This window comes from Streptomyces sp. CA-106110 (assembly GCF_050936285.1).
Lineage (GTDB): Bacteria > Actinomycetota > Actinomycetes > Streptomycetales > Streptomycetaceae > Streptomyces.
The window spans coordinates 4,107,540-4,132,766 of sequence record NZ_JBNJNB010000001.1; the positions used below are offsets into that span (position 1 = coordinate 4,107,540).

The 25,227-nt window shown below is 69.6% G+C and carries 17 protein-coding genes, 5 tRNA genes and 1 pseudogene; 10 read left to right on the plus strand and 13 right to left on the minus strand.

Translation table 11 applies throughout. The features are described 5' to 3' along the window. Positions 1–30: 30 nt before the first annotated feature. The 9 genes from ACQEXA_RS18965 to ACQEXA_RS19005 all read right to left on the minus strand — a co-directional run bounded on the left by ACQEXA_RS18965 (position 31) and on the right by ACQEXA_RS19005 (position 4,240). Positions 31–103: transfer RNA gene (locus ACQEXA_RS18965), tRNA-Glu, on the minus strand. A 28-nt stretch (positions 104–131) separates the two neighbouring features. Beyond that, a tRNA-Gln gene (locus tag ACQEXA_RS18970) sits at positions 132–203 on the minus strand. A 20-nt stretch (positions 204–223) separates the two neighbouring features. Beyond that, positions 224–296 (minus strand) — tRNA-Glu (locus tag ACQEXA_RS18975). A gap of 62 nt (positions 297–358) precedes the next feature. After that, positions 359–431: transfer RNA gene (locus ACQEXA_RS18980), tRNA-Glu, on the minus strand. Between the two features lie 39 nt (positions 432–470). After that, a tRNA-Gln gene (locus ACQEXA_RS18985) sits at positions 471–542 on the minus strand. Between the two features lie 90 nt (positions 543–632). After that, a complete protein-coding gene (locus tag ACQEXA_RS18990; protein WP_433130617.1) occupies positions 633–1,388 on the minus strand; it encodes an HAD family hydrolase in 756 nt (251 codons plus the stop codon). 121 nt (positions 1,389–1,509) lie between these two features. Continuing rightward, positions 1,510–2,985, minus strand: a complete 1,476-nt coding sequence (gene gltX, locus ACQEXA_RS18995) for a glutamate--tRNA ligase (RefSeq protein ID WP_433130619.1) — start codon at positions 2,983–2,985, stop codon at positions 1,510–1,512. Continuing rightward, positions 2,978–3,754, minus strand: coding sequence for a fumarylacetoacetate hydrolase family protein (locus ACQEXA_RS19000; protein WP_432932956.1), 777 nt, complete (start codon positions 3,752–3,754; stop codon positions 2,978–2,980). The genes gltX and ACQEXA_RS19000 overlap by 8 nt, the downstream gene beginning before the upstream one ends. A gap of 297 nt (positions 3,755–4,051) precedes the next feature. Then, a complete protein-coding gene (locus ACQEXA_RS19005; RefSeq protein ID WP_432932954.1) occupies positions 4,052–4,240 on the minus strand; it encodes a hypothetical protein in 189 nt (62 codons plus the stop codon). A gap of 601 nt (positions 4,241–4,841) precedes the next feature. On the opposite strand from ACQEXA_RS19005, the gene ACQEXA_RS19010 reads away from it, so the two are divergent. From ACQEXA_RS19010 to ACQEXA_RS19045, 8 genes are all read left to right on the plus strand, one after another. After that, a complete protein-coding gene (locus ACQEXA_RS19010) occupies positions 4,842–8,639 on the plus strand; it encodes a nitrate- and nitrite sensing domain-containing protein (protein ID WP_433130621.1) in 3,798 nt (1,265 codons plus the stop codon). A 9-nt stretch (positions 8,640–8,648) separates the two neighbouring features. After that, positions 8,649–9,062 (plus strand): roadblock/LC7 domain-containing protein, encoded by a 414-nt coding sequence (locus tag ACQEXA_RS19015; protein WP_037764993.1) that lies wholly within the window; start codon positions 8,649–8,651, stop codon positions 9,060–9,062. 111 nt (positions 9,063–9,173) lie between these two features. Further along, positions 9,174–9,572, plus strand: a complete 399-nt coding sequence (locus ACQEXA_RS19020) for a DUF742 domain-containing protein (protein ID WP_432932950.1) — start codon at positions 9,174–9,176, stop codon at positions 9,570–9,572. Next, a complete protein-coding gene (locus tag ACQEXA_RS19025) occupies positions 9,553–10,128 on the plus strand; it encodes a GTP-binding protein (protein ID WP_043444120.1) in 576 nt (191 codons plus the stop codon). The genes ACQEXA_RS19020 and ACQEXA_RS19025 overlap by 20 nt, the downstream gene beginning before the upstream one ends. Before the next feature lie 366 nt (positions 10,129–10,494). Continuing rightward, positions 10,495–13,719, plus strand: coding sequence for a nitrate- and nitrite sensing domain-containing protein (locus tag ACQEXA_RS19030; protein ID WP_432932947.1), 3,225 nt, complete (start codon positions 10,495–10,497; stop codon positions 13,717–13,719). Between the two features lie 10 nt (positions 13,720–13,729). Next, positions 13,730–14,143 carry a roadblock/LC7 domain-containing protein gene (locus tag ACQEXA_RS19035; protein ID WP_005479603.1) on the plus strand — a complete coding sequence of 138 codons (414 nt, stop codon included), beginning with the start codon at positions 13,730–13,732 and terminating at the stop codon, positions 14,141–14,143. Between the two features lie 96 nt (positions 14,144–14,239). Next, a complete protein-coding gene (locus ACQEXA_RS19040) occupies positions 14,240–14,824 on the plus strand; it encodes a DUF742 domain-containing protein (protein WP_359411812.1) in 585 nt (194 codons plus the stop codon). Next, positions 14,805–15,386: a GTP-binding protein gene (locus ACQEXA_RS19045; RefSeq protein ID WP_361822801.1), complete on the plus strand. Its 582-nt coding sequence runs from the start codon at positions 14,805–14,807 to the stop codon at positions 15,384–15,386. The genes ACQEXA_RS19040 and ACQEXA_RS19045 overlap by 20 nt, the downstream gene beginning before the upstream one ends. A gap of 199 nt (positions 15,387–15,585) precedes the next feature. Here ACQEXA_RS19045 and ACQEXA_RS19050 read toward each other — a convergent pair whose 3' ends face one another. Beyond that, the gene (locus ACQEXA_RS19050) at positions 15,586–15,783 is read right to left on the minus strand and encodes an acyl-CoA carboxylase subunit epsilon (protein WP_432932943.1); all 198 of its coding nucleotides are present in this window, start codon (positions 15,781–15,783) and stop codon (positions 15,586–15,588) included. Positions 15,784–15,840: 57 nt separating this feature from the next. After that, on the minus strand, positions 15,841–17,433 hold the full coding sequence (locus ACQEXA_RS19055) for an acyl-CoA carboxylase subunit beta (RefSeq protein WP_433130623.1): 1,593 nt from the start codon (positions 17,431–17,433) through the stop codon (positions 15,841–15,843). Positions 17,434–17,911: 478 nt separating this feature from the next. Between ACQEXA_RS19055 and ACQEXA_RS19060 the strand changes: the two genes are divergently transcribed. Continuing rightward, positions 17,912–18,505: a YceI family protein gene (locus ACQEXA_RS19060; protein WP_432932939.1), complete on the plus strand. Its 594-nt coding sequence runs from the start codon at positions 17,912–17,914 to the stop codon at positions 18,503–18,505. A 119-nt stretch (positions 18,506–18,624) separates the two neighbouring features. Here ACQEXA_RS19060 and ACQEXA_RS19065 read toward each other — a convergent pair whose 3' ends face one another. Both ACQEXA_RS19065 and ACQEXA_RS19070 read right to left on the minus strand, forming a co-directional pair. Further along, complete coding sequence (locus ACQEXA_RS19065; RefSeq protein WP_432932937.1) at positions 18,625–19,986, minus strand: hypothetical protein; 1,362 nt, start codon at positions 19,984–19,986, stop codon at positions 18,625–18,627. A gap of 191 nt (positions 19,987–20,177) precedes the next feature. Continuing rightward, the gene (locus tag ACQEXA_RS19070) at positions 20,178–23,198 is read right to left on the minus strand and encodes a glycoside hydrolase family 3 protein (RefSeq protein ID WP_433130625.1); all 3,021 of its coding nucleotides are present in this window, start codon (positions 23,196–23,198) and stop codon (positions 20,178–20,180) included. Positions 23,199–23,447: 249 nt separating this feature from the next. Here ACQEXA_RS19070 and ACQEXA_RS19075 point away from each other — a divergent pair. Further along, positions 23,448–25,204 (plus strand): annotated as a pseudogene (locus ACQEXA_RS19075) (ricin-type beta-trefoil lectin domain protein); the annotation flags it as partial. Positions 25,205–25,227 lie beyond the last annotated feature (23 nt).

Genomic DNA, 25,227 nt, shown 5'->3' on the forward strand with positions numbered 1-25,227 from the left:
CCCCACCGAAGTGAGGGCCCTACGTCCACGTACCCCCGACCGGATTCGAACCGGCGCTACCGCCTTGAGAGGGCGGCGTGCTAGGCCGCTACACAACGGGGGCGAGGATCTTGCGTTTCCGCAGATCCGAGCTGGTCTACCTGGACTCGAACCAAGACTAACTGAACCAGAATCAGTCGTGCTGCCAATTACACCATAGACCAATGTGGTTTAGACCAGTTCGTACCCCCGACCGGATTCGAACCGGCGCTACCGCCTTGAGAGGGCGGCGTGCTAGGCCGCTACACAACGGGGGCCCTGGCGATCCTGCATCGAAACCAGCGGGAGCGACCCAGCTGTCCTCGACGGGAAGGATCTGTACCCCCGACCGGATTCGAACCGGCGCTACTGCCTTGAGAGGGCAGCGTGCTAGGCCGCTACACAACGGGGGCTCGCGAATGAGATCCGCGGGTGCAGATGAGCTCTGCGAGCTGGCCTACCTGGACTCGAACCAAGACTAACTGAACCAGAATCAGTCGTGCTGCCAATTACACCATAGGCCACTGGAACGCAAGCCCCGAAAGGGGTTTTGTTCTAGCTTGCGCCCTCGGTTCCGGCCTTTCGGCCCGCTCCCCGGCGGCGCAGGAAGAACATTACCCGAAGGTGGACGGCGCTCCAAAACGGGTATCCGCGCCGAGGACCGCGGGGAGTTCGGCGAGGGAGGCGATCCGGTGCGGGCCGGCGGCCCCTTCCGCCTGCGGCGGGGTACGCCCGTCCGGGACGGCGCTCACCGCGCTGCGATCGATCCACACGGACATGAGCCCGGCCTCGGCCGCGCCGCGGCCGTCGATCTCCGGGTGGTCCCCGACGTACGCCACGTGGTGCGGAGCGAGGCCCAGGGCGTCGCAGGCCGCGCGGAAGGCACGGGCGTCCGGTTTGGACACGCCCAGCTCGGCGGCGCACAGAACGGACTCGAAGCGGTCGCGGACCCCGAGCGTGCGCAGCTTGCGCTCCTGCACGTGCAGGCTCGAGTTGGACAGCACCGCGTGCCGGTGACTCGCGGCGAGGGCGTCCAGGACGGGCAGGACGTCCGGAAAGAGAGCCCAGGCGGCCTCGTAGTGACCCAGATAGCGCGCGAACCAGGCGTCGGCCGCCGCGTCGGTCAGTTCCTCGCCCACGAAGACCCGGACCCGGTCCCTGCGCTGGTTCTCGAAGGAGGTCTCCCCCGCCGCGAACCGCGCCCACTGCTCGTCGGTGATCTTCCGCCACCGTACGAGCGCGTCCTCCACGGTCCCGAACCCGCCGAGCAGCCCCTCGCTGGCCAGGTGCCCCCGCATGCCGACGCGATCGGCCGTCGTGTAGTCGAAGAGAGTGTCGTCGACGTCCCAGACGACGGCGCTGATGCTCATGCTCCGACGGTATCCCGGGGCCGGCGGCCTTGTCCGTCCCTTTCCACCGGCCCGGCGGACCACCGCGGAAACACAGAAGGGGCGGCACCCGTTCGGGTGCCGCCCCTCAGGTACGGAAGGGTCAGGCGGCCAGCCTGGCCAGCGCCGCGTCGATGCGCCCCAGCGTCTTCTCCTTGCCCAGGACCTCCAGGGACTCGAAGAGCGGCAGGCCCACCGTGCGGCCGGTGACCGCGACGCGGACCGGGGCCTGTGCCTTGCCGAGCTTGAGGCCGTGGACCTCACCGGCGGCCAGGACGGCCTCCTTCAGCGACTCGGCGGAGGTCCAGTCGGCGCTCTCCAGCTTCTCGCGGGCCGTGCTCAGCAGCGCGTCGCTGCCCTCCTTCATCGCCTTCGCCCAGGACGCCTCGTCGGACACCGGCTGCGCCAGGAACAGGAAGTCGACGTTCTCCGTGATCTCGGACAGCACCTTGAGGCGGGTCTGCGCGTGCGGGGCGATCGCGTGCCACTTCGCCTCGTCGAAGTCCTCCGGCGCCCAGGGCGCGAACGGGGCCTTCAGCCACGGCCGGCAGCGCTCCGTGAAGTCCTTCACATCCAGCAGGCGGATGTGGTCGGCGTTGATCGACTCGGCCTTCTTCAGGTCGAAGCGGGCCGGGTTGGGGTTCACCTCCGAGATGTCGAAGGCGGCGACCATCTCCTCGACCGAGAAGATGTCGCGGTCCGGCGCGAGCGACCAGCCCAGCAGGGAGAGGTAGTTGAGCAGGCCCTCCGGCAGGAAGCCGCGCTCGCGGTAGAGGTTCAGCGACGACTCCGGGTCGCGCTTGGAGAGCTTCTTGTTGCCCTCGCCCATCACATACGGAAGGTGACCGAAATCGGGCACGGCCTTCGCGACGCCCAGCTCGATCAGTGCCTTGTAGAGCGCGATCTGGCGGGGGGTGGAGGAGAGCAGGTCCTCGCCGCGCAGCACGTGGGTGACGTCCATCAGCGCGTCGTCGACCGGGTTCACGAGCGTGTAGAGGGGCATCCCGTTCGCCCGCACGATGCCGTAGTCGGGCACGTTCTCCGGCGTGAACGTCAGCTCGCCGCGGACCAGGTCCCTGAAGGTGATCGTCTCGTCGGGCATCCGGAAGCGGACGATGGGGGTGCGGCCCTCGGCCTCGTACGCCGCCACCTGCTCGGCGGACAGATCGCGGCAGTGCCCGTCGTACCCGGACGGCTTGCCGGCGGCGCGGGCGGCGTCGCGGCGGGCGTCCAGCTCCTCCGTCGTGCAGTAGCAGTGGTAGGCGTATCCGCCGTCCAGGAGCTTGTGCGCGACGTCCTTGTAGATGTCCATCCGCTCCGACTGGCGGTACGGCGCGTGGGGGCCGCCGATCTCCGGGCCCTCGTCCCAGTCGAAGCCCAGCCAGCGCAGCGAGTCCAGGAGCTGGACGTACGACTCCTCGGAGTCGCGGGCAGCGTCCGTGTCCTCGATGCGGAAGACGAACGTGCCGCCGGTGTGGCGGGCGAACGCCCAGTTGAACAGGGCGGTGCGGACCAGGCCCACATGGGGGTTGCCGGTCGGGGACGGACAGAAACGTACGCGGACGTTCGCGTTAGCCACGCTTGATCACCTTGTTGGTGAGAGTGCCGATGCCTTCGATGGTGACGGCGACCTCGTCGCCGACACTGAGGGGGCCGACCCCCGCGGGGGTGCCCGTGAGGATCACGTCGCCGGGGAGCAGCGTCATGGCCTCGGTGATGTTCACGATCAGATCCTCGATCGAGTGGATCATCTCGCTGGTACGGCCGAGCTGGCGTTGCTGCCCGTTGACCGTGAGCTGGATGGTCAGATCGCTGGGATCGAGGTCGGTCTCCACCCAGGGGCCCAGCGGGCAGGAGGTGTCGAAGCCCTTGGCCCGCGCCCACTGCTTCTCGCGCCGCTGGACGTCGCGGGCGGTGACGTCGTTGGCGCAGGTGTAACCGAGGATCACGTCCTTCACGCGCTCACGGGGGACCTCGCGGCACAGACGGCCGATCACCACGGCCAGCTCGGCCTCGTGGTGCAGTTCCTCGGAGAAGGGCGGGTAGGCGATCTCGTCGCCGGGGCCGATCACGGAGGTGGACGGCTTGAAAAAGGCGAACGGAGCGTCGGGGACCTCGTTCCCCAGTTCGCGCGCGTGCTCCGCGTAGTTGCGGCCGAAGGCCACGACCTTGTTGGGCAGCACCGGCGGCAGCAACCTGACCTTGCTCAGCGGCACCTTGGTGCCGGAGAGCTCGAAGTCCGCGAACGGGATGCCCTTGATGATGTCGAGGACGAGTTCGTCCGGCTTGTCGCCCTCGACCGCGCCGAAGGCGACATTCCCGTCAATGGAGAATCTGGCGATGCGCACGGGATCCTGCGCCCCTAACTGAGCCGGCTGGAGTCTGACGCTCCAGGCTAACGCGGCAAGGGGCGGGGACCTCGCGCATTACGGCGGACCGCCGGACCCCGCCGGCCGCTGGCCCGCGGTCGCCGGAGTCGTGCGATCGATCACCCACCGGTCGCAGGAGCCGCCGTGCGATCGGTCAGCCGCCATCGCCCGGGCCACGTGATCGCTCGCGTCGCGGTGCGCATGAGCGCCGCGGCGCGGCCGACACGCTCCCCTCCCGCGGAATCGCGGTTGAGCGGGCGGCGCCTGCGGCGCGTACTACTCGGCGGCAGAAGCCTGGACCGGGACCTCCATAAGAACGGTGCGCCTGGGGTTGGCGGTCTGAGCGGGAAGGTCGACGGACCGTTCCGGCGTCGCCGGTGCCTGCAGCTCTTCGGCGTCGGCGAGGTGCGCCAACGTCGTGCGCCGCGGGTTGGCTATCGTGCGGAACATCATCGTGGTCTTCACTGTTGTCGTTGACCTTGTCCTTGCGGGCGCCCGGCGGGCCTCTGAGGCCTTCCACGGGGCGCGGGTTGTCGGATTCGCCGTCCCTGTAAAGCGTCAGGCTAAACATGCAATTCCCACCGGAAGCCGGAAGAGGGCATGAGCTTAGTGTGAGTTTGCTCACTGCCTGACGAACAAAAGGGGCAATATGGGCCGCGATTCCGCCCCCTCGAAACGGACATTGACCCATTGAAGCCCGCATTCCGCTCCTGATCATGGCGACTGGGACACCGGGCATGGACCAGCGGTTCGCAGCCTTAAGTCCCTTATGAGGGAGATAACTTTCTACGGCTTGTGACAGCGCGCTCACAAGCCGTCACGGCGGTCACGGGCTGGACCATTGGCCTTGTTGGAGATCCGCCACTGTGCTGGAATTCCACGGACCGCCGCGGGATCGCACCGGCGCTCAGGGGGCGCAACGCAGCGCCGAGCAGCGGCGGGCAGGGGGAGCCAGCGCCGGTCACTCACGACCACCAGGGGGGCGTATTCAGGACGCCCCCTCACGACGCCGACACCGCCCCGCCGCTCGCGCGGAGGGGCGCCTGGTCCAGAGGTTGCGACGCTAGTGCAGGGACGTTTCAAGAGGGATGGCAGCGCTTCGGCGGAGCCGGAGCCGCACGGCGGGACCGACCGTGGTTCCTCGCCCCAGCACGCCCAGAACCCGGGACCGGCACCGTCCGGCGGCGGCTCCGAGCGGCCTGGGCGCACCGGCGTGACCGCAGCCCCCATACCGCCCGCCACACCCAAGATCACCAACTCGACCGACCCCGGCCCGCGCATAGCCCTGCGCAACTGGCGCATCTCCACGCGTCTGGTCTCGCTGCTCGCGCTCCCCGTGGTCGCCGCCACGTCGCTCGGTGCCCTGCGCATCAACGACAACCTGGACCAGATCCAGCAGCTGGACAACATGAAGCTGCTGACGGACATGACCAAGCAGGCGACACAGCTGGCCGCCGCGCTCCAGGAGGAGCGCGACCAGTCCGCCGGCCCCCTCGCCCACGGCGCGACGGCGAACGACGACTTCCAGGTCAAAGGCGCCCAAGACAAGACGAACCGCGCTCGCGCCTCCTTCCTGGAGGGCACCCAGGAGATCGGCGACGCCTCCGACAGCGGCAAGCTCGTCGGCGTCCGCGAGAGCGTCGTCGGCATCGCGAGTCAGCTGAACAACCTCAGCTCCATCCGGTCCGCCGCCTACAAGGACCCGAAGAACTCCACGCAGACGGTCGAGGCGTACCACCGCCTGATCACCCAGCTGCTCAGTCTGTCCCAGGACATGGCGGAGGCGACCAGCAACCCGGAGATGATCCAGCGCACCCGCGCCCTGGCGGCCTTCTCGACCGCCAAGGAGTACGCCTCGGAGCAGCGCGCGGTCATCGCCGCGGCCCTGCCGGCGATTCCCACCACGTTCGGCAACATCTCCGAGAACGACCGCCAGTACGCCCTCTCGGCCCTGGAGAGCCAGAAATCCGAGCTGGACAGCTTCCACAGCATCTACGGCGACGGCGCCGAGGACCTGACGAAGCCGATCGACCAGGGCAGCCCGACGATCGAGTCGGCCGACACCTACGCCACCCGCGTCCTGCAGAGCGCCTCCGGCATGAGCAACCAGGACAAGCGCTCGTACAAGGACTGGATCGACGACGACACGGCCAAGATCGAGCAGATGAAGAAGATCGAGGGCACGCTCCTCGAGGAGATGGAGCAGAAGGCCCGCGAGCTGCGCAGCGCCTCCGAGCGCGAGGCGCTGATCTCCGGTGCGCTGATCCTCATCGTCCTCGGTGTCTCCCTCGTCGGCGCCTTCGTCGTGGCCCGGTCCATGATCCGCTCGCTGCGCCGTCTGCAGGACACCGCGACCAAGGTCGCCCAGGACCGACTGCCCGAGCTGGTCAAGCAGCTGTCCGAGTCCGACCCGCAGGACGTCGACACCTCCGTCGAGTCGGTCGGTGTGCACTCCCGGGACGAGATCGGCCAGGTGGCCGCGGCCTTCGACGACGTGCACCGCGAGGCGGTCCGCCTCGCCGCCGAGCAGGCCCTGCTGCGGGGCAACGTCAACGCGATGTTCACCAACCTCTCGCGCCGCTCCCAGGGTCTGATCCAGCGGCAGCTGTCGCTGATCTCCGAACTGGAGTCCCGCGAGGCCGATCCGGACCAGCTGTCCTCGCTCTTCAAGCTCGACCACCTCGCGACGCGTATGCGCCGTAACGGTGAGAACCTCCTCGTCCTCGCCGGTGAAGAGCCCGGCCGGCGCTGGACCCGCCCGGTCCCGCTGGTCGACGTGCTCCGTGCCGCCGCGTCCGAGGTGGAGCAGTACGAGCGCATCGAGCTCGCCGCGGTCCCGGCCACCGAGGTCGCCGGCCGGGTCGTCAACGACCTCGTGCACCTGCTCGCCGAGCTGCTCGAGAACGCGACCTCGTTCTCGTCGCCGCAGACCAAGGTCAAGGTCACCGGTCACGCCCTGCCCGACGGCCGGGTGCTGATCGAGATCCACGACACGGGTATCGGCCTGTCCCCCGAGGACCTCGCCCAGATCAACGAGCGGCTCGCCGCGCCGCCCACCGTGGACGTGTCGGTGTCCCGGCGCATGGGTCTGTTCGTGGTCGGTCGTCTGTCGCAGCGCCACGGCATCCGCATCCAGCTGCGTCCCTCCGACTCCGGCGGTACGACCGCGCTGGTCATGCTCCCGGTCGACGTCGCCCAGGGCGGCAAGAAGCCGGCCGGCAAGCCGGGCCAGGGCGCCCCGCAGAGCGGCGGCCCGGCCGCCGCGCAGGCCGCCGCCGGTGTGGCCGCGGCCCGCCGGCAGGCCCAGCAGAGCGGCTCCTCGTTCGGTACCGGCGGCTCCGGCGGAGCGGGTCTCGGTGCCGCCCCGCAGCGCGGTCAGGTGGGCGCCGGGCAGGGCCCGCGCGCCGCACTGCCCGGCAGCGCCCCGGGCGGACGTCCCGACGGCCCGCAGGCCCCCGCCTCCCCGCAGCAGGGCCGGCCCGCCCCGGCGGGCGCGGGTGCCGGCGCCTTCGGTCAGGGCCAGGGCGGTCCCCAGGCGGCCCAGGGCGCGCAGGACACGAGCTCGCGCCAGGGCGGCTTCGGCAACGGCGCCCCGGCTGCCGAGCCTCAGCAGCCCCAGCAGAAGCAGCAGAAGCAGCAGAAGCAGCCCAAGGAACGCGGTCCGCGCCGCCGTCCGCAGCTGCCCGGCCGCGGCGGTCCGCGTGCCGAGCTGCCCGGTGGCAACCAGCAGCGCACCCCGAGCTGGAGCGACGAGAACGCGCAGCCGCCGGTGCCGCGGGCCTCGCTGGACACCCCGCGCGGTCACGAGGAGCCGGACGCCCTGTCCTCCACCTCGCCCATGCCCCGCATCGACGACCGCCAGGGCCCCGCTTCCACCTCCGAGTTCCCGCGGCCGGACTTCAACGCCCCGCGTCCCGGGGCGGGTTCGCCGAACAACGGCGGGCAGTTCGTCCGCTCGGACGTCTACGGCACCCGCGACCAGGGCAGCCCCACGGGCCAGTACCAGGCGCCCGGCCGGGCCCAGGGTCCCTCCTCCACCGGCCAGTTCGCCAATCAGGGCTACGACGGCTCCAGCACGGGTCAGTTCGCCGCTCCGGGCTACGACGGCTCCAACACGGGCCAGTTCAGCGCCCCGGGCTACGACGGCTCCAACACGGGCCAGTTCAGCGCCCCGGGCTACGACGGCTCCAACACGGGCCAGTTCAGCGCCCCGGGCTACGACGCCGCCGGCACGGGCCAGTTCGCCGCCCCGGGCCACGGAAATCCGCAGGACCCGTCCTCCACCGGCCAGTTCGAGCGGCCGCAGGCCGGCGCCAACGGCTACGGGGCCTCCCGGCCGCCGGCTCCGCAGCGTCCCCAGCAGCCGCAGCAGCCGCCGCGCCGTCAGGAGCCGGAGGCCCTCCCTCCGGCGCCGGGCCCCGGCGACGGACGTACGCCGCTGTACGACACGCTCGAGACCAACTGGTTCCGCGGCGGACAGGGACAGCAGCCGCAGAGCAACGGCTACGCGCCGCAGGCTCCGCAGCAGCCCCCCGCCGCCCCGCCTCAGCGTCCGGCCGCCACCCCGGCCTGGCGCACTTCGCCCAACGACGAGCTCGTCCGCCAGGCCGAGCGAGTACGCCAGCCCGCCGCGGGCGGCGTGACCACCTCCGGCCTGCCGCGCCGGGTCCCGCGCGCGAACCTCGTGCCGGGCACAGCCCAACAGCAACAGCACCACACCGGTCCGCAGGTCTCGCGTGCGCCCGATGACGTACGCGGCCGGCTGACCAATCTCCGACGGGGCATCGCTCAGGGTCGCCAGGCCGGCACCGGTCCCCACCAGACCGGCAGCTACCCAAGCCCCACTCACCAGCAGGAGCGTTAGTTGAGCCCGATGAGCCAGGCGGCACAGAACCTCAACTGGTTGATCACCAACTTCGTGGACAACACCCCCGGGGTGTCCCACACCGTCGTCGTGTCCGCCGACGGACTCCTTCTGGCGCTGTCGGAAGGCTTCCCGCGCGATCGCGCGGACCAGCTCGCGGCCGTGGCCTCCGGGCTCACCTCGCTGACCGCCGGCGCCTCTCGCATCTTCGAGGGCGGCACCGTGGCGCAGACGGTCGTCGAGATGGAACGCGGCTTTCTCTTCCTCATGTCCATCTCGGACGGTTCGTCGCTCGCCGTACTCTCACACCCCGAGTGCGACATCGGCCTCGTCGGCTACGAGATGGCACTCCTGGTCGACCGCGCGGGTGCGGTGCTCACCCCGGACCTGCGCGCCGAACTCCAGGGCAGTCTGCTTCACTGATCGGCCCCGGCACCACTCGTCTCACCAAATCACCGTCCGGCCGCCACAATCCCCCCACCGGCCCCGTCAGACGGCACGACTGACCGACTTGCTGTCCCGCCCGGAGGATTCATGACCCCGCCCACCGCCTCTCACGATCCGTACGCAGAGCCGTACGGGGACGAGGGCGACCAGCCGCTGGTCCGTCCGTACGCGATGACTGGCGGCCGGACCCGGCCGCGCTATCAGCTCGCCATCGAGGCACTGATCAGTACAACGGCCGACCCGGCGCAGCTGATGGGGCTGCTGCCGGAGCACCAGCGGATCTGCCACCTGTGCCGTGAGGTCAAGTCGGTGGCCGAGGTGTCGGCGCTGCTGGCCATGCCGCTCGGTGTGGCACGGATCCTCGTCGCGGACCTCGCGGAGGCCGGTCTCGTCGCCGTTCACCAGCCGGGTGGCGACGAGAACAACGGCGGCGCGCCGGACGTGACACTGCTCGAAAGGGTGCTCAGTGGACTTCGCAAGCTCTGACGGTGGTCGGGCGACCACCTCCGCCAAGATCGTGGTGGCGGGCGGCTTCGGCGTGGGCAAGACCACGTTCGTCGGCGCCGTCTCGGAGATCAACCCGCTGCGCACCGAGGCCGTCATGACGTCCGCTTCGGCAGGCATCGACGACCTCACCCACACCGGGGACAAGACCACCACCACGGTGGCCATGGACTTCGGCCGTATCACCCTGGACCAGGACCTGATCCTGTACCTCTTCGGTACACCCGGCCAGGACCGCTTCTGGTTCATGTGGGACGACCTGGTCCGCGGCGCCATCGGCGCCGTCGTCCTGGTCGACACCCGCCGCCTCGCCGACTGCTTCCCCGCCGTCGACTACTTCGAGAACTCGGGCCTGCCCTTCGTCGTCGCCCTCAACGGCTTCGACGGGCATCAGCCCTATGCGCCCGAGGAAGTCCGCGAGGCGCTGCAGATCGGCCCGGACGCCCCGATCATCACGACGGACGCCCGCCATCGCGCGGATGCCAAGAGTGCCCTGATCACGCTGGTCGAGCATGCGCTCATGGCACGTCTGCGGTAGTGCAAGCCATCGGTGCAATACGGCAGTTGTCGTAGACATACAGGAGCCGGCTGTGGCGTTTGACACGGCCGGCCTCTGTGTTCATAACGTTTCGACAGAGATATCCAGTGGTATCGCCACGCGTCGCGTTCGGCCGGTGTCACTGCGCTCACAAAAGCCCCGCCTTTTGGCGGGGCTCGCTCTTTATGACCGTTTTATCTGGTGCTTTCGGCAGGTGGAATGCTCGCTTCCGAGTGTTTGGAATCGCACAGGCCGACGTGCTGGAATGCCTGAACTGCCCATTGGTCAAAGACGTACAGGTCGGAGACAGGGCTTGGAGACACCGCGGCACGACGAAGGTGCCGTCGCCGAGAGGTTGTTGGTCGAGTGAGGCGAAGCAAGAACGGTCCCGAGCCGTCGGCACGGGGCAACTTCACCCCGCCGCCGCGCGGAGCGGCACCCGCACAAGCGTCCGGCCCGGAGCCGTCGGCTCTCCCGCCCAGCGGCAGTCGTATCTCGCCGCGCAACTGGCGTGTGCCGACCAGGCTGAACGCGATCCTTCTCATACCCGTGCTGGTCGGCCTGGTCATGGGCGGCTTCCAGGTGAAGAGCTCGATCGACACCTGGAACCAGGCCAAGGACGCCGAGAACACCGCCCGGCTGGTGCAGGCGTCACTGAGCTACGCCGACGCGCTCTACCAGGAGCGCGACGCGTCCGCGGCACCCCTGCTGACAGGCAAGGGCGCGAAGGACCCGACCGTCGTCCAGGTCAGGCTCGCCACCGACAAGGCTGCCGACGCCTTCGACCGGGCCGCCCTGAACATGCCACACAAATCCGGCCTGGAGCGCCGGCTCGGCATCTTCCGTACGGCCGAGAAGAAGCTGCCGGACCTGCGCGATGGTGCGTACACCAAGCTCAAGGGCGTTCAGACCGAAGAGGACTACGTCGGGGTCGCGCACCCGCTGATGGAGTTCGCCAACGAGCTCGGTCTCGGCACCGGCAACATCACCAGCTACGGCCGTTCCGTCTACGCCATCTCGCTCACCAAGGCCGCGCTCTCGCTGGAGCGCTCGATCGGTCTGCACCTGCTGATCCAGCCCGGCCCCGACGCCGAAAGCTTCGCCAAGCAGCGCGTCGCCCTCTCCTCGTACGCCTACCTCGAGGGCATCGCTGTCGAGGAGTACCTCGGCGGTGGCACCGCGGCGGACGCCAGGAAGCTGGACGAGGCCAAGACGAAGGTGGAGGCGGACGGCAAGGCTCTGGCCCAGAAGGCGGCCGCGGACGCGCAGGCCAAGGGCCAGACGTACGTGCCACCGCCGTCCAAACCCACGTCCGACCCCGCAACGAACATGGTCTCCGCGCTCGCCACCCTGTCGGCCCCGAACCAGACGGCCGTCGCAGCGCTCGCCAAGCAGGGCGTCACCCCCGAGAACTGGTTGGCGGTGAACACCCTCAAGTACAACGCCTACCGTCAGATCGAATCGGACCTCGCCGACAAGGCCGTGGCGGACGCCTCGAACATCGCCGACGACGCCAAGCAGTCCGCGTTCATCACCGGTGCCATCGTCATCGTCGCCCTGCTCGCCGCGTTCATCATCGCCAGCCTCATGGCCCGCCAGATGAGCCGCTCCATGCGCCAGCTGCGCAACGCCGCCTTCGGTGTCGCCGAGCAGCGTCTGCCGATGCTGGTCGACCAGCTCTCGCGCACGGACCCCGGTCGCGTGGACACCCGTGTGGCACCCATCCCGATCACCTCCACGGACGAGATCGGCGAGGTCGCCCGCGCCTTCGACCAGGTCCACCGCGAGGCCGTCCGGCTCGCCGCCGAGCAGGCCCTGCTGCGGGGCAACATCAACGCGATCTTCACCAACCTCTCGCGCCGCAACCAGTCGCTGATCGAGGGCCAGCTGACCCTGATCACCGACCTGGAGAACAACGAGGCCGAACCGGACCAGCTGGAGAACCTCTTCCGCCTGGACCACCTCGCGACCCGTATGCGCCGCAACGGCGAGAACCTCCTCGTCCTCGCGGGCGAGGAGCCCGGCCGACGCTGGGACCAGCCGGTCCCGCTGGTCGACGTGCTGCGCGCCGCCTCCTCCGAGGTGGAGCAGTACGAGCGCATCGAGCTCTCCGGCGTCCCGGAGGCCGAGATCCACGGCCGCGCCGTGACCGACCTCGTGCACCTGCTCGCCGAGCTGCTGGAGAACGCGACGACGTTCTCCTCCCCGCAGACCAAGGTCCGGGTCACCGCCACACGGCTGCCGGACGGCCGGATCATGGTCGAGATCCACGACAAGGGCATCGGCCTCACGGCCGAGGACTTCGCGGACATCAACCACAAGCTGGCCAACCCGCCGACCGTGGACGCCGCGATCTCCCAGCGCATGGGCCTCTTCGTGGTCGGCCGGCTGTCCGACCGGCACGGCATCCGGGTCCAGCTGCGCCCCTCGGGCGAGCAGGCCGGCACCACCTCGCTGGTCATGCTCCCGGACGCCATCACCCACGGTGGCGGTGGCGAGCAGCCGATGGGCCGCGACGAGTTCACCGTCTCGCAGATCATCCCGGAGCAGCAGTTCCGGGGCGAGAACTTCGGGTCCGCACAGCCGATGCTGACCGCCGCGGATCTCGGCTTCGACGACAGCCGCTACACCGAGGTCCCCGACGACATCAGGGACCTGGACCCCGTCGGCCGCTCGCTGATGCGCGAGGAGCGCCGTGCGGCCCTGGAAGCTCAGGCGCAGGGCCACGGCCGCCCCGAGGAGGCGCAGGAGCCCGCCGAGGCCTACCAGGACGGTTTCCAGCCACTGCAGGGCGCGTACGACAACGGACAGCACCCGTACGACGAGCAGCAGCCGGGCTACGACCAGCAGACGGCGTACGGCGATCCGCAGCAGCCTGCGTACGACGAGACGTACTACCAGCCGGCCGGCGGCCTGCCGCAGGGTGACGGCTTCCCGTCCACCGGCGGCTACCCGGAGCCCGCCTATGCGGAGCCGGTGCAGGACAACCGCTCGGCGACCCAGGGCACCGCTTCGGAGACGTTCTCGGCCTTCGACGAGTCGCGCTACCGGGACGACTGGCCGAAGCAGGACGGGTACCAGAGCGCCTACCGCGCTGATTACGCTCCGGAAACGGAATCCATGCAGGCCGCTGACGTGAGTGAGCGGGACCGCGTAGGCTTCGACCGTCCCGGACCGGCCTCCTCCGCCGCTCACGAGCTCACCGACGCCGGACTGCCCCGTCGCGGCTCCACCCCGAACGGCGCCGTCGGCCGACAGCAGCCCGTGACGCAGGAGCCGTCGGCCATGGAGCCGGGCGACGACTGGCGCTCCGCGAACGACGAGCGGTGGCAGCAGGCGACGCAGCTCCGGAAACCCAAGGCGGGCGGGGTCACCTCTTCCGGTCTGCCCCGACGGGTGCCCAAGGCGAACCTGATCGAGGGCGCCGCGGAGACGACCCCGCAGGGAGGCCCACAGGTCTCCCGTGCCCCCGAGGACGTGCGGGGCAGGCTGAGCAACCTGCGTCGAGGCGTCCAGCGGGGACGCAACGCAGGCAGTGAAACGAACGGCCAGGGCTTCGGTCCTGACAGCACCTACAACCAGGAGCGTTAGTGTGAGCCCGATGAGCCAGGCGGCACAGAACCTGAACTGGTTGATCACCAACTTCGTGGACAACACCCCTGGGGTGTCCCACACCGTGGTGGTCTCCGCCGACGGACTCCTTCTGGCGATGTCCGAAGGCTTTCCGCGCGACCGCGCCGACCAGTTGGCGGCCGTCGCTTCCGGTCTGACCTCGCTGACCGCGGGCGCCTCCCGCATCTTCGAGGGCGGCAGTGTGAACCAGACAGTTGTGGAGATGGAGCGGGGATTCCTCTTCATCATGTCCGTCTCCGACGGTTCGTCGCTCGCGGTTCTTGCACACCCGGAGGCGGACATCGGCCTCATTGGGTACGAGATGGCGCTTCTGGTGGACCGTGCCGGCACGGTTCTCACTCCGGACCTTCGTGCGGAGCTTCAGGGAAGCCTTCTCAACTAACAGACGGACGGTGCGTATTCGCGTCCCGTGGCCGTAAGGTTTCGGGACGCGGCTTCCACAGGATGGGTGCACAGCGCAGTCGGAGGAGGAGAGAAAGTGGCAACACCCCCAGGCGGTTCGTCCTCGGGCAATTGGTCCTACGGCCCTGGTCAGGGTCCGGGCCAGGGTGAGCACAATCGGTACAACTTCCCCTCCGCGCCGAGCCAGCGGCGTCAGCCGTACGCGCCCCAGGGCCCACAGGGTCCCGGGCCGTCGCCGTACGACCAGCCGCCGGCACCGCGCATCCAGCCCGTGCAGCCGCAGCGCCGCTCGCCGGAGCCCGCGCCCGCCGGGTCGTCGAACAACCCTCTGGTGCGCCCGTACGCCATGACGGGCGGTCGTACCAGGCCGCGCTACCAGCTCGCCATCGAGGCGCTGGTGCACACCACCGCATCTCCGCACCAGATGCAGGGCCAGCTGCCCGAGCATCAGCGGATCTGCAACCTGTGCCGGGAGATCAAGTCGGTGGCCGAGGTGTCGGCGCTCCTGACGATTCCTCTCGGCGTGGCCAGAATTCTCGTCGCCGACTTGGCGGAGGCGGGACTGGTCGCCATTCATCAGCCCGGCGGCGACGAGAACGCCGGCGGCCAGCCAGACGTGACACTGCTCGAAAGGGTGCTCAGTGGACTTCGCAAGCTCTAGCGGCGGTCCTTCCCGCTCCACCACGTCCGCGAAGATCGTGGTGGCGGGCGGCTTCGGCGTGGGCAAGACCACGTTCGTCGGCGCCGTCTCGGAGATCAACCCGCTGCGCACCGAGGCCGTCATGACGTCCGCTTCGGCAGGCATCGACGACCTCACCCACACCGGGGACAAGACCACCACCACGGTGGCCATGGACTTCGGCCGTATCACCCTGGACCAGGACCTGATCCTGTACCTCTTCGGTACACCCGGCCAGGACCGCTTCTGGTTCATGTGGGACGACCTGGTCCGCGGCGCCATCGGCGCCGTCGTCCTGGTCGACACCCGCCGCCTCGCCGACTGCTTCCCCGCCGTCGACTACTTCGAGAACTCGGGCCTGCCCTTCGTCGTCGCCCTCAACGGCTTCGACGGGCATCAGCCCTATGCGCCCGAGGAAGTCCGCGAGGCGCTGCAGATCGGCCCGGACGCCCCGATCATCACGACGGACGCCCGCCATCGCGCGGATGCCAAGAGTGCCCTGATCACTCTCGTGGAGCACGCGCTGATGGCTCGGTTGCGCTAGGCGCAGATCGCATCCGCCGGGCCGGCCCGGCGGATCGCAGGACGCCTGCGGACTGTCCGTGGCTGATCGCGTTAAATCCCCGCGCCCCCTTTCATGGGGCGCGGGGATTTCTTTTTCCTGTGCACCTCCGTGTGCGCCGTGCACCAAGAAGGGCCCCTCCGTGGCGGAGGGGCCCTTCTCGGACTGCTGAGGGGAAGGCCTAGCCGTGCCAGCTGTGCGGCGCCCGGAAGCCGGGCTCGCGCTCCAGGCGGCGCCAGCCGGCCTTCGCGCGGCCGCGGTGGGCCGGGGTCGTCATGGACGGCTGGGCGGCTGCACGGGCCAGCAGGATGGCCGTGATGGCGGCCACTTCCTCGGGCTCGGCATAGCCCTTCTCGACGCGGATGTCAGGGGTGTTCATGGATGTCAGTCTCCGTGAGAGAGAGGTCCGCGGGGTTGCCGCGGAGGGTCCGCTCGGTTACTGCGGGGGGTTGCCGTGCTTGCGGGAGGGCAGGTCCGCGTGCTTGGACTGCAGCATCGCCAGCGACTTGATGAGGACCTCGCGCGTCTCCGCGGGGTCGATGACGTCGTCCACCAGCCCGCGCTCGGCCGCGTAGTACGGGTGCATCAGCTCGGACTTGTACTCCTTGACCATCCGCGCCCGCATGGCCTCCGGGTCCTCGGCGCCCGCGATCTGGCGACGGAAGATCACATTGGCCGCGCCCTCCGCGCCCATCACGGCGATCTCGTTGGTCGGCCAGGCGTAGGTGAGGTCCGCCCCGATGGACTGGCTGTCCATCACGATGTAGGCGCCTCCGTAGGCCTTGCGCAGGATCAGCGAGATCCGGGGCACGGTCGCGTTGCAGTAGGCGTACAGCAGCTTCGCGCCATGGCGGATGATCCCGCCGTGCTCCTGGTCGACACCGGGCAGGAATCCCGGAACGTCCAGCAGGGTCACCAGCGGGATGTTGAAGGCGTCACACATCTGGACAAAGCGCGCGGCCTTCTCCGATGCCTCGATGTCCAGGACCCCGGCGAGGCTCTGCGGCTGGTTGGCGATGATGCCCACCACTTGGCCGTCCAGCCGGGCCAGCGCGCAGATGATGTTGCGCGCCCACCGCTCGTGGACCTCCAGATACTCGCCGTCGTCGACGATCTCCTCGATGACCTTCGCCATGTCGTACGGCCGGTTCCCGTCCGCGGGCACCAGGTCCAGCAGGACGTCGCTGCGGCGCTCCACCGCGTCGGTGGACTCCACCCGCGGCGGGTTCTCCCGGTTGTTCTGCGGCAGCAGCGACAGGAGGTAGCGCACCTCGGCGATGCACGTCTCCTCGTCGTCGTAGGCGAAGTGGCACACGCCGGAGGTCTCGGCGTGCACGTCGGCGCCGCCCAGGCCGTTCTGGGAGATCTCCTCGCCGGTCACGGCCTTGACCACGTCCGGGCCCGTGATGAACATCTGCGAGGTCTCACGGACCATGAAGACGAAGTCCGTCAGGGCGGGGCTGTAGGCCGCGCCGCCCGCGCACGGGCCCAGCATCACGGAGATCTGCGGGATGACGCCGGACGCCTTGGTGTTGCGCTGGAAGATGCCGCCGTAGCCCGCGAGCGCGCTGACACCCTCCTGGATACGGGCGCCCGCGCCGTCGTTCAGCGAGACCAGCGGCGCACCGGCCGCGATGGCCATGTCCATGATTTTGTGGATCTTCGTGGCGTGGGCCTCGCCCAGCGCGCCGCCGAAGATACGGAAGTCATGGGCGTAGACGAACACCGTCCGGCCCTCCACCGTGCCCCAACCGGTGATCACACCGTCGGTGTACGGCTTCTTGGCCTCCAGGCCGAACCCGGACGCCCGGTGCCGGCGCAGCTGCTCGACCTCCTGGAAGGACCCTGCGTCCAGGAGCAGTTCGATCCGCTCCCGGGCGGTCAGCTTGCCCTTGGCGTGCTGCGCCTCGGTCGCCTTCTCGCTGGGCCCGGCCACGGCCTGCGCACGGATGTCGTGCAGCTCGGCGACCCGGCCGCGCGCATCCGTGGGCTCGCTCCCGGAACCTACAGCCTCTTCCAAAACGGTCATGTAGCGACCTTATGAAGTCCACCAAGCAAAGCGAGCCGTCCACTCTGTACAGTCTCCGGCCCGTTTTCCTGGTAGCACTGAACAGAATCCCCATCGGATGCAGCCCATCCGACTGCTCAGAGGGCGTGAGCGTTGTAGGGGTCGCACAACGTGCTCGACCGAGAGCAACCTCACATCGCGGGCTTCCGCATGCCATCCTCGGAGTGACACGGGACCCCGAACGGCCGCCCTGGGACCACCCGTCCCGACCGCCGGAGCGGCCGCACACGACCGTCGGCCGGTCCACCGTACCCGGCCGCCGGGAGTACGCCGCGCCGCCACCCCCGACGACGAACGTCATCGGCGACATGTACCGATGACGTTGAAAATTGAACGGAATAAGTCTACGGTCGAGTCTGTTCGCATCGTTGAACGTTAAACAGCTTTGGCTTCGCGGCCGTCCAAAGCCGCGAACCGTCCCCCAAAGGAGCAACACGTCATGGGCATCTTCGGCCGTAAGAGCACCGCCACCCCCGCCGAGAGCAACGCCGACCTCGCCGCGCTGACCGGCGCCTACACCCTGGACCCGTCCCACTCCACGATCGGCTTCGTGGCCCGCCACGCCATGGTCACGAACGTCAAGGGCGGCTTCCAGGACTTCGAGGGCACGCTGCACCTGGACGGCTCGGACCCGTCGAAGTCCACCGCCTCGATCGACGTCAAGATGGACAGCATCGAGACGGGCTCCGCCGACCGCGACAACCACCTGAAGAGCGCGGACTTCTTCAAGATCGAAGACCACCCGCAGATGACGTTCCGCTCCACCAAGGCGGAAGCGCTGGGTGGCGACGACTACCGGATCACCGGCGACCTCAGCATCCTCGGCACCACCAAGCAGATCACCATCGACCTCGAGTTCAACGGCGCCGCCAAGGACCCGTTCGGCAACGAGCGCGTCGGCTTCGAGGGCAAGGCGGAGATCCTGCGCTCGGAGTGGGGCCTGACCTGGAACGCGGCCCTGGAGACGGGCGGTGTGCTGATCTCCGACAAGATCAAGCTGGTCTTCGACCTCTCGGCGATCAAGCAGGCCTGACCCGCAGGTCCATCGAGCGCCCACTCGGGCACATACGGCGCGCCCGCCTTCCACTCCCCGTCTGTGGAAAGCGGGCGCGCCGTATGTTGCGGTTCGAGGGGACGGGTAGGCCGGCCGGTTCAGAAGCCTCCGCCGAAGTCGCCGCCGCCCCCGCCGAAGTCCCCTCCCCCGCCGTCGCCGGAGCCGCCGCCGAAGTCGCCGGGGTCGAAGTTCGCGCCCGACATGTCGCCGCCCTCGTAACCGCCGTCGTAGCCACCGAAGTCGCCGTATCCGGCGCCGTAGTCGGCCGCGTACGAGGGAGTGGCCATCATGTTGCCGAGCAGGGTGCCCACCAGCAGCCCCGGCAGGATGCCGCCGCCGAAGTAGCCGCCCGCCCAGGGGCCGTAGGCGGGGCCCGCGTCCCAGTACGGACGGCGACCGTACTCGGTGTCCACCTCGCGGACCGCGGGGTCGCGGCCGTCGGCCAGCCGGGCCTGGTCCGCGGCGCAGACCGGAACCTCGCGGGGTGCGCCGCCGGCGGGTGTCCAGGTCGCGTCGGCGACGGACGGGCCGTGGCGCGGGTCGAAGAAGCACGGCGGCCTGCGCTCGGGCAGGGGACGGCCGGTCCGCCGGGCGGCGAGCAGCGCCAGCGAGAAGCGGCCGTCCGCCAGGGCCTCGGTCACCGGCTTCACGTCCTCCGGGCGCTGGGCCGCGGCCATGAACGACTTCGCCTGCTCGTAGGCGTCCAGCGCCCGCTCGTAGTCGGCGCGCATCGCGTCGTCCGCGCCGGGCTGTGCCGGGTGGAAGTCGAGACGGTCCAGTTCCTCACCGAAGGCGGTGATGTCCTCGTCGACCACGACCCGCAGCTTCTCCAGCGCGGCCCGCTGCTCCTCCTCCCGGCGGCGCCGGCTGCGCCGTACGAGCGCGTAGGCGCCCACGCCACCGGCCACCAGCACCGCGCCGACGGTGATCAGCGCGGTGGACGAGACCCCGCTCCGGCCGCTCGAGGTGCCCCAGGACGACGGTGCGTGGCCCCGGACGCTGACCAGGGCCCGGTCGGTGAAGTCGGTCAGCTGGGCCTTGGCACTCTCGCCCTGGACGCTGGTGACCAGGTTCTGCACGGCGGTGCGGGGCAGCACCGAGGAGTCGGCCCGGGCGTCGAAGCGGTCGCCGAGCCGGATCGCGTACACACCGGTGATGCCGGTGGCCGTGCGCAGATCGGAGAAGAGGTTCTGGGTGGGGTAGCCGGCCGGCAGGACCACGACGAAGACGGGCTTGCCGGCGTCCTCGATCTTCTTCGCGAGCGCGTCGGCGTCGGCGGTGGACAGCTGCCTGGAGGCCGCCGGATCGACATACACCGGGCCGTGGCGCAGCGAGGCGGCGATGGCCGAGATGTCGGTGGCCGCGTACGCATGGGCGGCTCCGGTGGACAGGACCGTCAGGGCGGCCATGACCAGGGCGACCAGGGGGACGAAGAGTCCTCGGACCAGCGCGGTCTTCATACTTCGACGCTACCCGACGGCACCCGGAACCGGACGCCGGGCCCGGGGTGTGCCCCGGTGCGGCACGTGCGGGGCGAGCCGGTGGCCGGCGGCCCGTGGCGGGGAGGCCGGCGCCGTCGGCCCCGGAGACCGGTGTGCCCGGCGGGCGGCACATGCGCGCTGTGCCGCCCGCCGGGGGAGCCACCGGGCCGTCACGCCGCCCGGTATGCCTCCGTCAGCTTCGCGACCGCGGCCCGGTACTTGCCCGTCAGCAGCAGATGGTCCGCGTCCGCGAACGGCCCGGAGACCGCCGCCGTGATCCCGGATCCGACCTTCTGCTGGACGAGCAGCCGCGCCTTGGCCACGATCTCCTGGCCCGCCCGCGCGGACCCCGACTTCTCGGCCACGGCGGCGGCGTGTTCCAGCGCCTTCAGAGTCGCCGTACCGCCCGCCGGGGCCTTGGTGAGCGTGGTCAGCCCCCAGCCGTAGGGGAACTGCGGGTCGTACGAGGAGTCGCCGACGTTGATCGGCAGCTGTGCCTCGGACTTCGGCCAGGTGACCGGGAGCCGGCCGGTGAACGGGCGCTTGCCGTAGAGCACGTCGGCGACGCCGTCGCCCTCGGTGCCCGGCAGCCAGGAGGCCACCAGCGCGTCGATCTTGCCAAGCTGGTCGCCGATCAGCTGCGGCCGTCCGGAGACGACCAGCACCGCGCACTTCATGGCGCCGCACACCTTGTCCACGGCGGCCTTGTCGGCGGCGGACAGCTGCAGGGAGTGTCCGTTGCCGACGTCGCCGACGCCCTCGGCGTACGGGGTCTCACCGACGACGACCACGCCGACGTCGTAGCCGTTCAGCGGTGCCGAGGCGTCCTTGGAGTAGGTGACGTCTCCCCCGGCCTTGCGCATCGCCTGCAGGATGGTCGTGCCCTGGGTGTGGTTGCCGGAGGCGCCCTGCCAGGTGATGGTCCAGCCGCCGGTCTGGTTGCCGAGGTCGTCGGCGTTGGAGCCGGCGACGTACACCTTCTGGCTCTGCTTCAGCGGCAGCACGCCGTTCGCGTTCTTGAGCAGCACCTGCGACTCGGCGGCCGCCTGCCGGGCCACGGCCCGGTGCTCGGCGGAACCGATCCGTGCGGCGCCGCTCGTGTCGGCGTACGGGTGCTCGAACAGGCCCAGCTTGAACTTCTGCGTCAGGATGCGCGAGACGGCGTCGTCGATCCGCTTCTCACTGACACGGCCCGCCTGCACCTCGCTGATCAGCGCCGTACGGAAGTCCTTGTACGTGTACGGCACCATCATCATGTCGACGCCCGCGTTGACCGCGGTGCGGACGTGGGACCCGTAGTCGCCGGGGAGCTGGTCGATGGCGTTCCAGTCGCTGATGACGAAGCCGTCGAAGCCCATCCGGTCCTTGAGCACGCCGTTGATCATGTCGCCGCGGGCGTGCATCTTCACCGGGCCCTGGCCGTCGCCGAGGATGTCCAGCGAGGAGTACGACGGCATGACCGAGCCGATGCCGCGGTCGACCGCCGTCTGGTAGGGCGCCAGGTGGATGTCCTCCAGCTGCCGGCGGGTGACCTTGGTGACACCCTGGTCGATCTTGTACGACCCCGTCGTCGAGGAGCCGTACTCGGTGCCGCCGTCGCCGACGAAGTGCTTGGCGGTGGCCAGGACCTTGTCGTCGCGGCTCAGGTCCTTGCCGTCGGCGCGCCCCTGGAGGCCCTGGATGACCGTCTCCATGGACTCCACGAGGGCCGGGTCCTCGCCGAAGGACTCGTAGGAGCGGCCCCAGCGCTCGTCGCGCGTGACGCACAGGCAGGGCGCGAAGTCCCAGGGGATACCGGTGGCACGTACCTCACTGGCCGTCACCGCACCGGCCTTCTCGGCCAGTTTCGGGTCCCTCGTGGCTCCGATGCCGATGTTGTGCGGCATGATCGTGGCGCCGGCCAGGTTGTTGTGGCCGTGGACCGCGTCGACCCCGTAGATCAGCGGGATCTGGAACCGGGTCGCCTGCGCCCTCAGCTGGAAGGAGTCGATCATCTTCGCCCACGCCTCGGGGGTGTTGGGCGTCGGGGTCGAGCCGCCGCCGGACAGCAGCGAGCCCAGGGCGTACGCGGCGATGTCGCCCTGTGAGGTGAGACCGGCGCGCTCAGCCTGGGTCATCTGGCCGGCCTTCTCCTCCAGGGACATACGCGAGACCAGGTCCGCGACCCGCTTGCGCACCGGCAGCCTGCTGTCCAGGTACGGCAGGCCGTGGGCGTCGATGACGACCTGGGGGGTCTCGGTGGGGGCCTTGGCACCCGTGACGGTCAGCTCGAGCGTGATCGTCTTGGCGGCCGCGGCGCTCTTGTCCTTGCGGGTGGCGACCTCGATGGTGCGCGAGGTCCCGGAGACCGTCCCGGCCGGGAAGGTCACGGTGCCCGCGACAGGGGTGTAGTCGGTGCCCGGCGCGGCGGACCCACCGGCCGTCTCGTACGCGACGGTGACGGGCTCGTCGAGGGGCGCGGTACCGGTGGTGCCGACGGAGACCGTCACCCGTGCCGTGCCGCCCGCCCTGACCGGGTAGACGGCGGAGTCCGTGGTGACGGAGGCCCGCAAGGACTGGTCGGCCTTGCCGTACAGCTCGACGTCGTCCATGGCGAACTGCCCCTTGACGCCTACCGGGAGCGTGAGGGCGTAGCCCCACATCTGGGTGAGCCCGAGGACGTGGTCGATGCCGCCCACCGGCTGGTAGTCCGTGCGATAAGTGAAGGCGGTGAAGGGGATCTCGATCTGTTTCCAGCCGGTGAAGTCATCGTTGAACGAGGTGGTCCACAGCTCCGAGGCCTCGCCGTTCGCACCGCCGTCCTTGATCTCGAAGGCGATCTTCTTGCCGTTGTTCTGGCCGTCCCACCAGAAGCGTATGCCCTTGTGGGCGGACCAGTCGTGGGCCGGTTGATCGGCCGCGAAGTCGTGGGTGAAGCCGCCGTAGCCGCTGATGTCGTAGGTGCCGGCGAGGACCTTGGCGCCCTCGGGGGCGTCCGTACGGCCGGCGAACTGCAGCGCCGGCGGATCGTCGGCGTCGCTGCCCCAGGTGAAGATGCCGTCGGCGGGCTGGCTCGCGAAGGGCACCTCGCCCTCGAAGCGGTCGACGGGAACGGGGGCCGGGTCGTCGGCGCCGGACGCCGGCCCGGCGGTGGTGAGCGGGAACAGGGCGGTGAGCAGGGTGGCGGAGGCGATCAGGGCGGTTCTTCGCATGGACCTTCCCCTTGGCTCTGGTAGTCCGCAGGCGTGAGCTTACGACTTAGATCAGGGCGTGAGTTAACTGGTGCACCGGGAAACCGTCAAGACTTCACGCCAGAACAGGTACAGACCTAAGTCCCGGCCGAATCAGGGACGTTGTTCCTTCGGAAACTGAACCCGCACCCCCTTGACGCGGCCGCGGCGCCGTCATTTACTCACGCCTCGCACGCCCCCCAGTCCCCCACACCGAAAGGGCGGCGCACCATGAGACCACCGCTGCGCGCGGTTCATCTGCTCCTCGCCGGACTCCTCACCACCGCGGGCCTGTCCGCGGCGGGCACCGCCCCCGCGCATGCCGCCGGGGAACAGATCACGGCCTGGCTGACCACGACCGACGACTCCGGCGGACGCCATGTGGTGCGCGGGCTCCAGGCGCAGACCCCGTTCGCCTTCCAGTCGGGTGCCGGTGGCGACGGCGAGAACATCACGGTCGACGAGAACACCCGCTACCAGACGTTCACCGGCGGCGGGGCGTCCTTCACGGACACCGCCGCCTGGCTCATGAACAGCAGCGAGGCGCTCTCGCAGGCGACGCGGGACGCCACGATGCGGAAGCTGTTCTCGCCGACGGACGGCATCGGGCTGTCCTTCCTGCGCAATCCGATGGGCGCCTCCGACCTGGCACGCTTCGGCTACACCTACGACGACGTGCCGGCCGGGCAGACGGACCCGAACCTCACCAAGTTCTCGATCGCGCACGACCTGGCGGACGTGATTCCGCTGACGAAGCAGGCGCTCCAGCTCAACCCCTCGCTGACGGTCATGGCCACGCCGTGGACGGCGCCCGCCTGGATGAAGGACAGCGGACAGCTCAACGGGGGCTGGCTGAAGGCGGAGGACTACGGAGCCTACGCCTCGTACTTCGTGAAGTACCTCCAGGCCTACCGCGACCAGGGCGTTCCCGTCTCCTACGTCACAGCCCAGAACGAGCCGACGTGCTGCTCGGGCTATCCATCGATGAGCTGGAACGCGTCCGGGCTCGCGTACTTCACGAAGAGCGAACTGCTGCCCAAACTGCAGGCAGCGGGCCTGTCCACGAGGGTGCTGGCGCACGACTGGAACTGGGACGTGTACGACTCGTACGCCGCGCAGACGGTGGACGACGCGGCGGTCCGCTCGCACCCGAACTTCGGCGGCATCGCCTGGCACGGGTACGGCGGTGACGTCACGAAGCAGACGACCGTCCACAACCAGTACCCGCAGCTGGACGCGTTCGGCACGGAGCACTCGGGCGGCACCTGGATCGCCAACCAGCAGCGCGAGGACATGCTCAACATCGTCGACTACACGCGCAACTGGGCGAAGTCGGTGACGAAGTGGTCGCTCGCGGTGGACCGAACATGGGCCCGCACAACGGTGGTTGCGGCACCTGCACCGGCCTGATCACGATCCACAACGGGGACGGTGCGAGCGGGACGGTCGACTACACGGTCGAGTACTACACGATGGGCCACCTGACGAAGTTCGTACGGCCGGGCGCGCAGCGCATCGCCTCGACGGCGAGCTCGGCGGTGCCGAACGTGGCCTGGCGCAACCCCGACGGTTCCAAGGCGCTGATCGCGTACAATGACGCCGCCTCGGCGAAGACGGTGACGATCAACTGGGGTGGGCAGCACGCGACGTACTCCCTGCCGGGCAAGACGTCGGCGACGTTCACCTGGTCGGGGACGCAGTCGGGCAGCGGCGAGCAGTCGGGGGCGTTCGTGGGCCTGGCCGGCAAGTGCCTGGACGTGGCGGGCGCGTCGAGCGCCAATGACACGGCCGTTCAGCTGTACGACTGCAACGGGACGAGCGCCCAGCAGTGGACGGTGAAGGCCGACGGGTCGATCCAGGCGCTCGGGAAGTGCCTTGATGTGTCCGGCGGTTCGACGGCCAACGGGGCCAAGGTGCAGTTGTACGACTGCAATGGAACCGGAGCCCAGCGGTGGTCGTACAACTCGTCGACGGGTGATGTGGTGAACCTCCCCGGCCTGGCCGGGGCTTC

Coding starts and splice junctions, on each gene's coding strand:
- ACQEXA_RS19070 (WP_433130625.1), bottom strand. CDS start 23,198: ATGCGAAGAACCGCCCTGATCGCCTCCGCCACCCTGCTCACCGCCCTG.
- ACQEXA_RS19020 (WP_432932950.1), top strand. CDS start 9,174: ATGACCCCGCCCACCGCCTCTCACGATCCGTACGCAGAGCCGTACGGG.
- ACQEXA_RS19060 (WP_432932939.1), top strand. CDS start 17,912: ATGGGCATCTTCGGCCGTAAGAGCACCGCCACCCCCGCCGAGAGCAAC.
- ACQEXA_RS19055 (WP_433130623.1), bottom strand. CDS start 17,433: ATGACCGTTTTGGAAGAGGCTGTAGGTTCCGGGAGCGAGCCCACGGAT.
- ACQEXA_RS18990 (WP_433130617.1), bottom strand. CDS start 1,388: ATGAGCATCAGCGCCGTCGTCTGGGACGTCGACGACACTCTCTTCGAC.
- ACQEXA_RS19015 (WP_037764993.1), top strand. CDS start 8,649: ATGAGCCAGGCGGCACAGAACCTCAACTGGTTGATCACCAACTTCGTG.
- ACQEXA_RS19065 (WP_432932937.1), bottom strand. CDS start 19,986: ATGAAGACCGCGCTGGTCCGAGGACTCTTCGTCCCCCTGGTCGCCCTG.
- ACQEXA_RS19035 (WP_005479603.1), top strand. CDS start 13,730: ATGAGCCAGGCGGCACAGAACCTGAACTGGTTGATCACCAACTTCGTG.
- ACQEXA_RS19050 (WP_432932943.1), bottom strand. CDS start 15,783: ATGAACACCCCTGACATCCGCGTCGAGAAGGGCTATGCCGAGCCCGAG.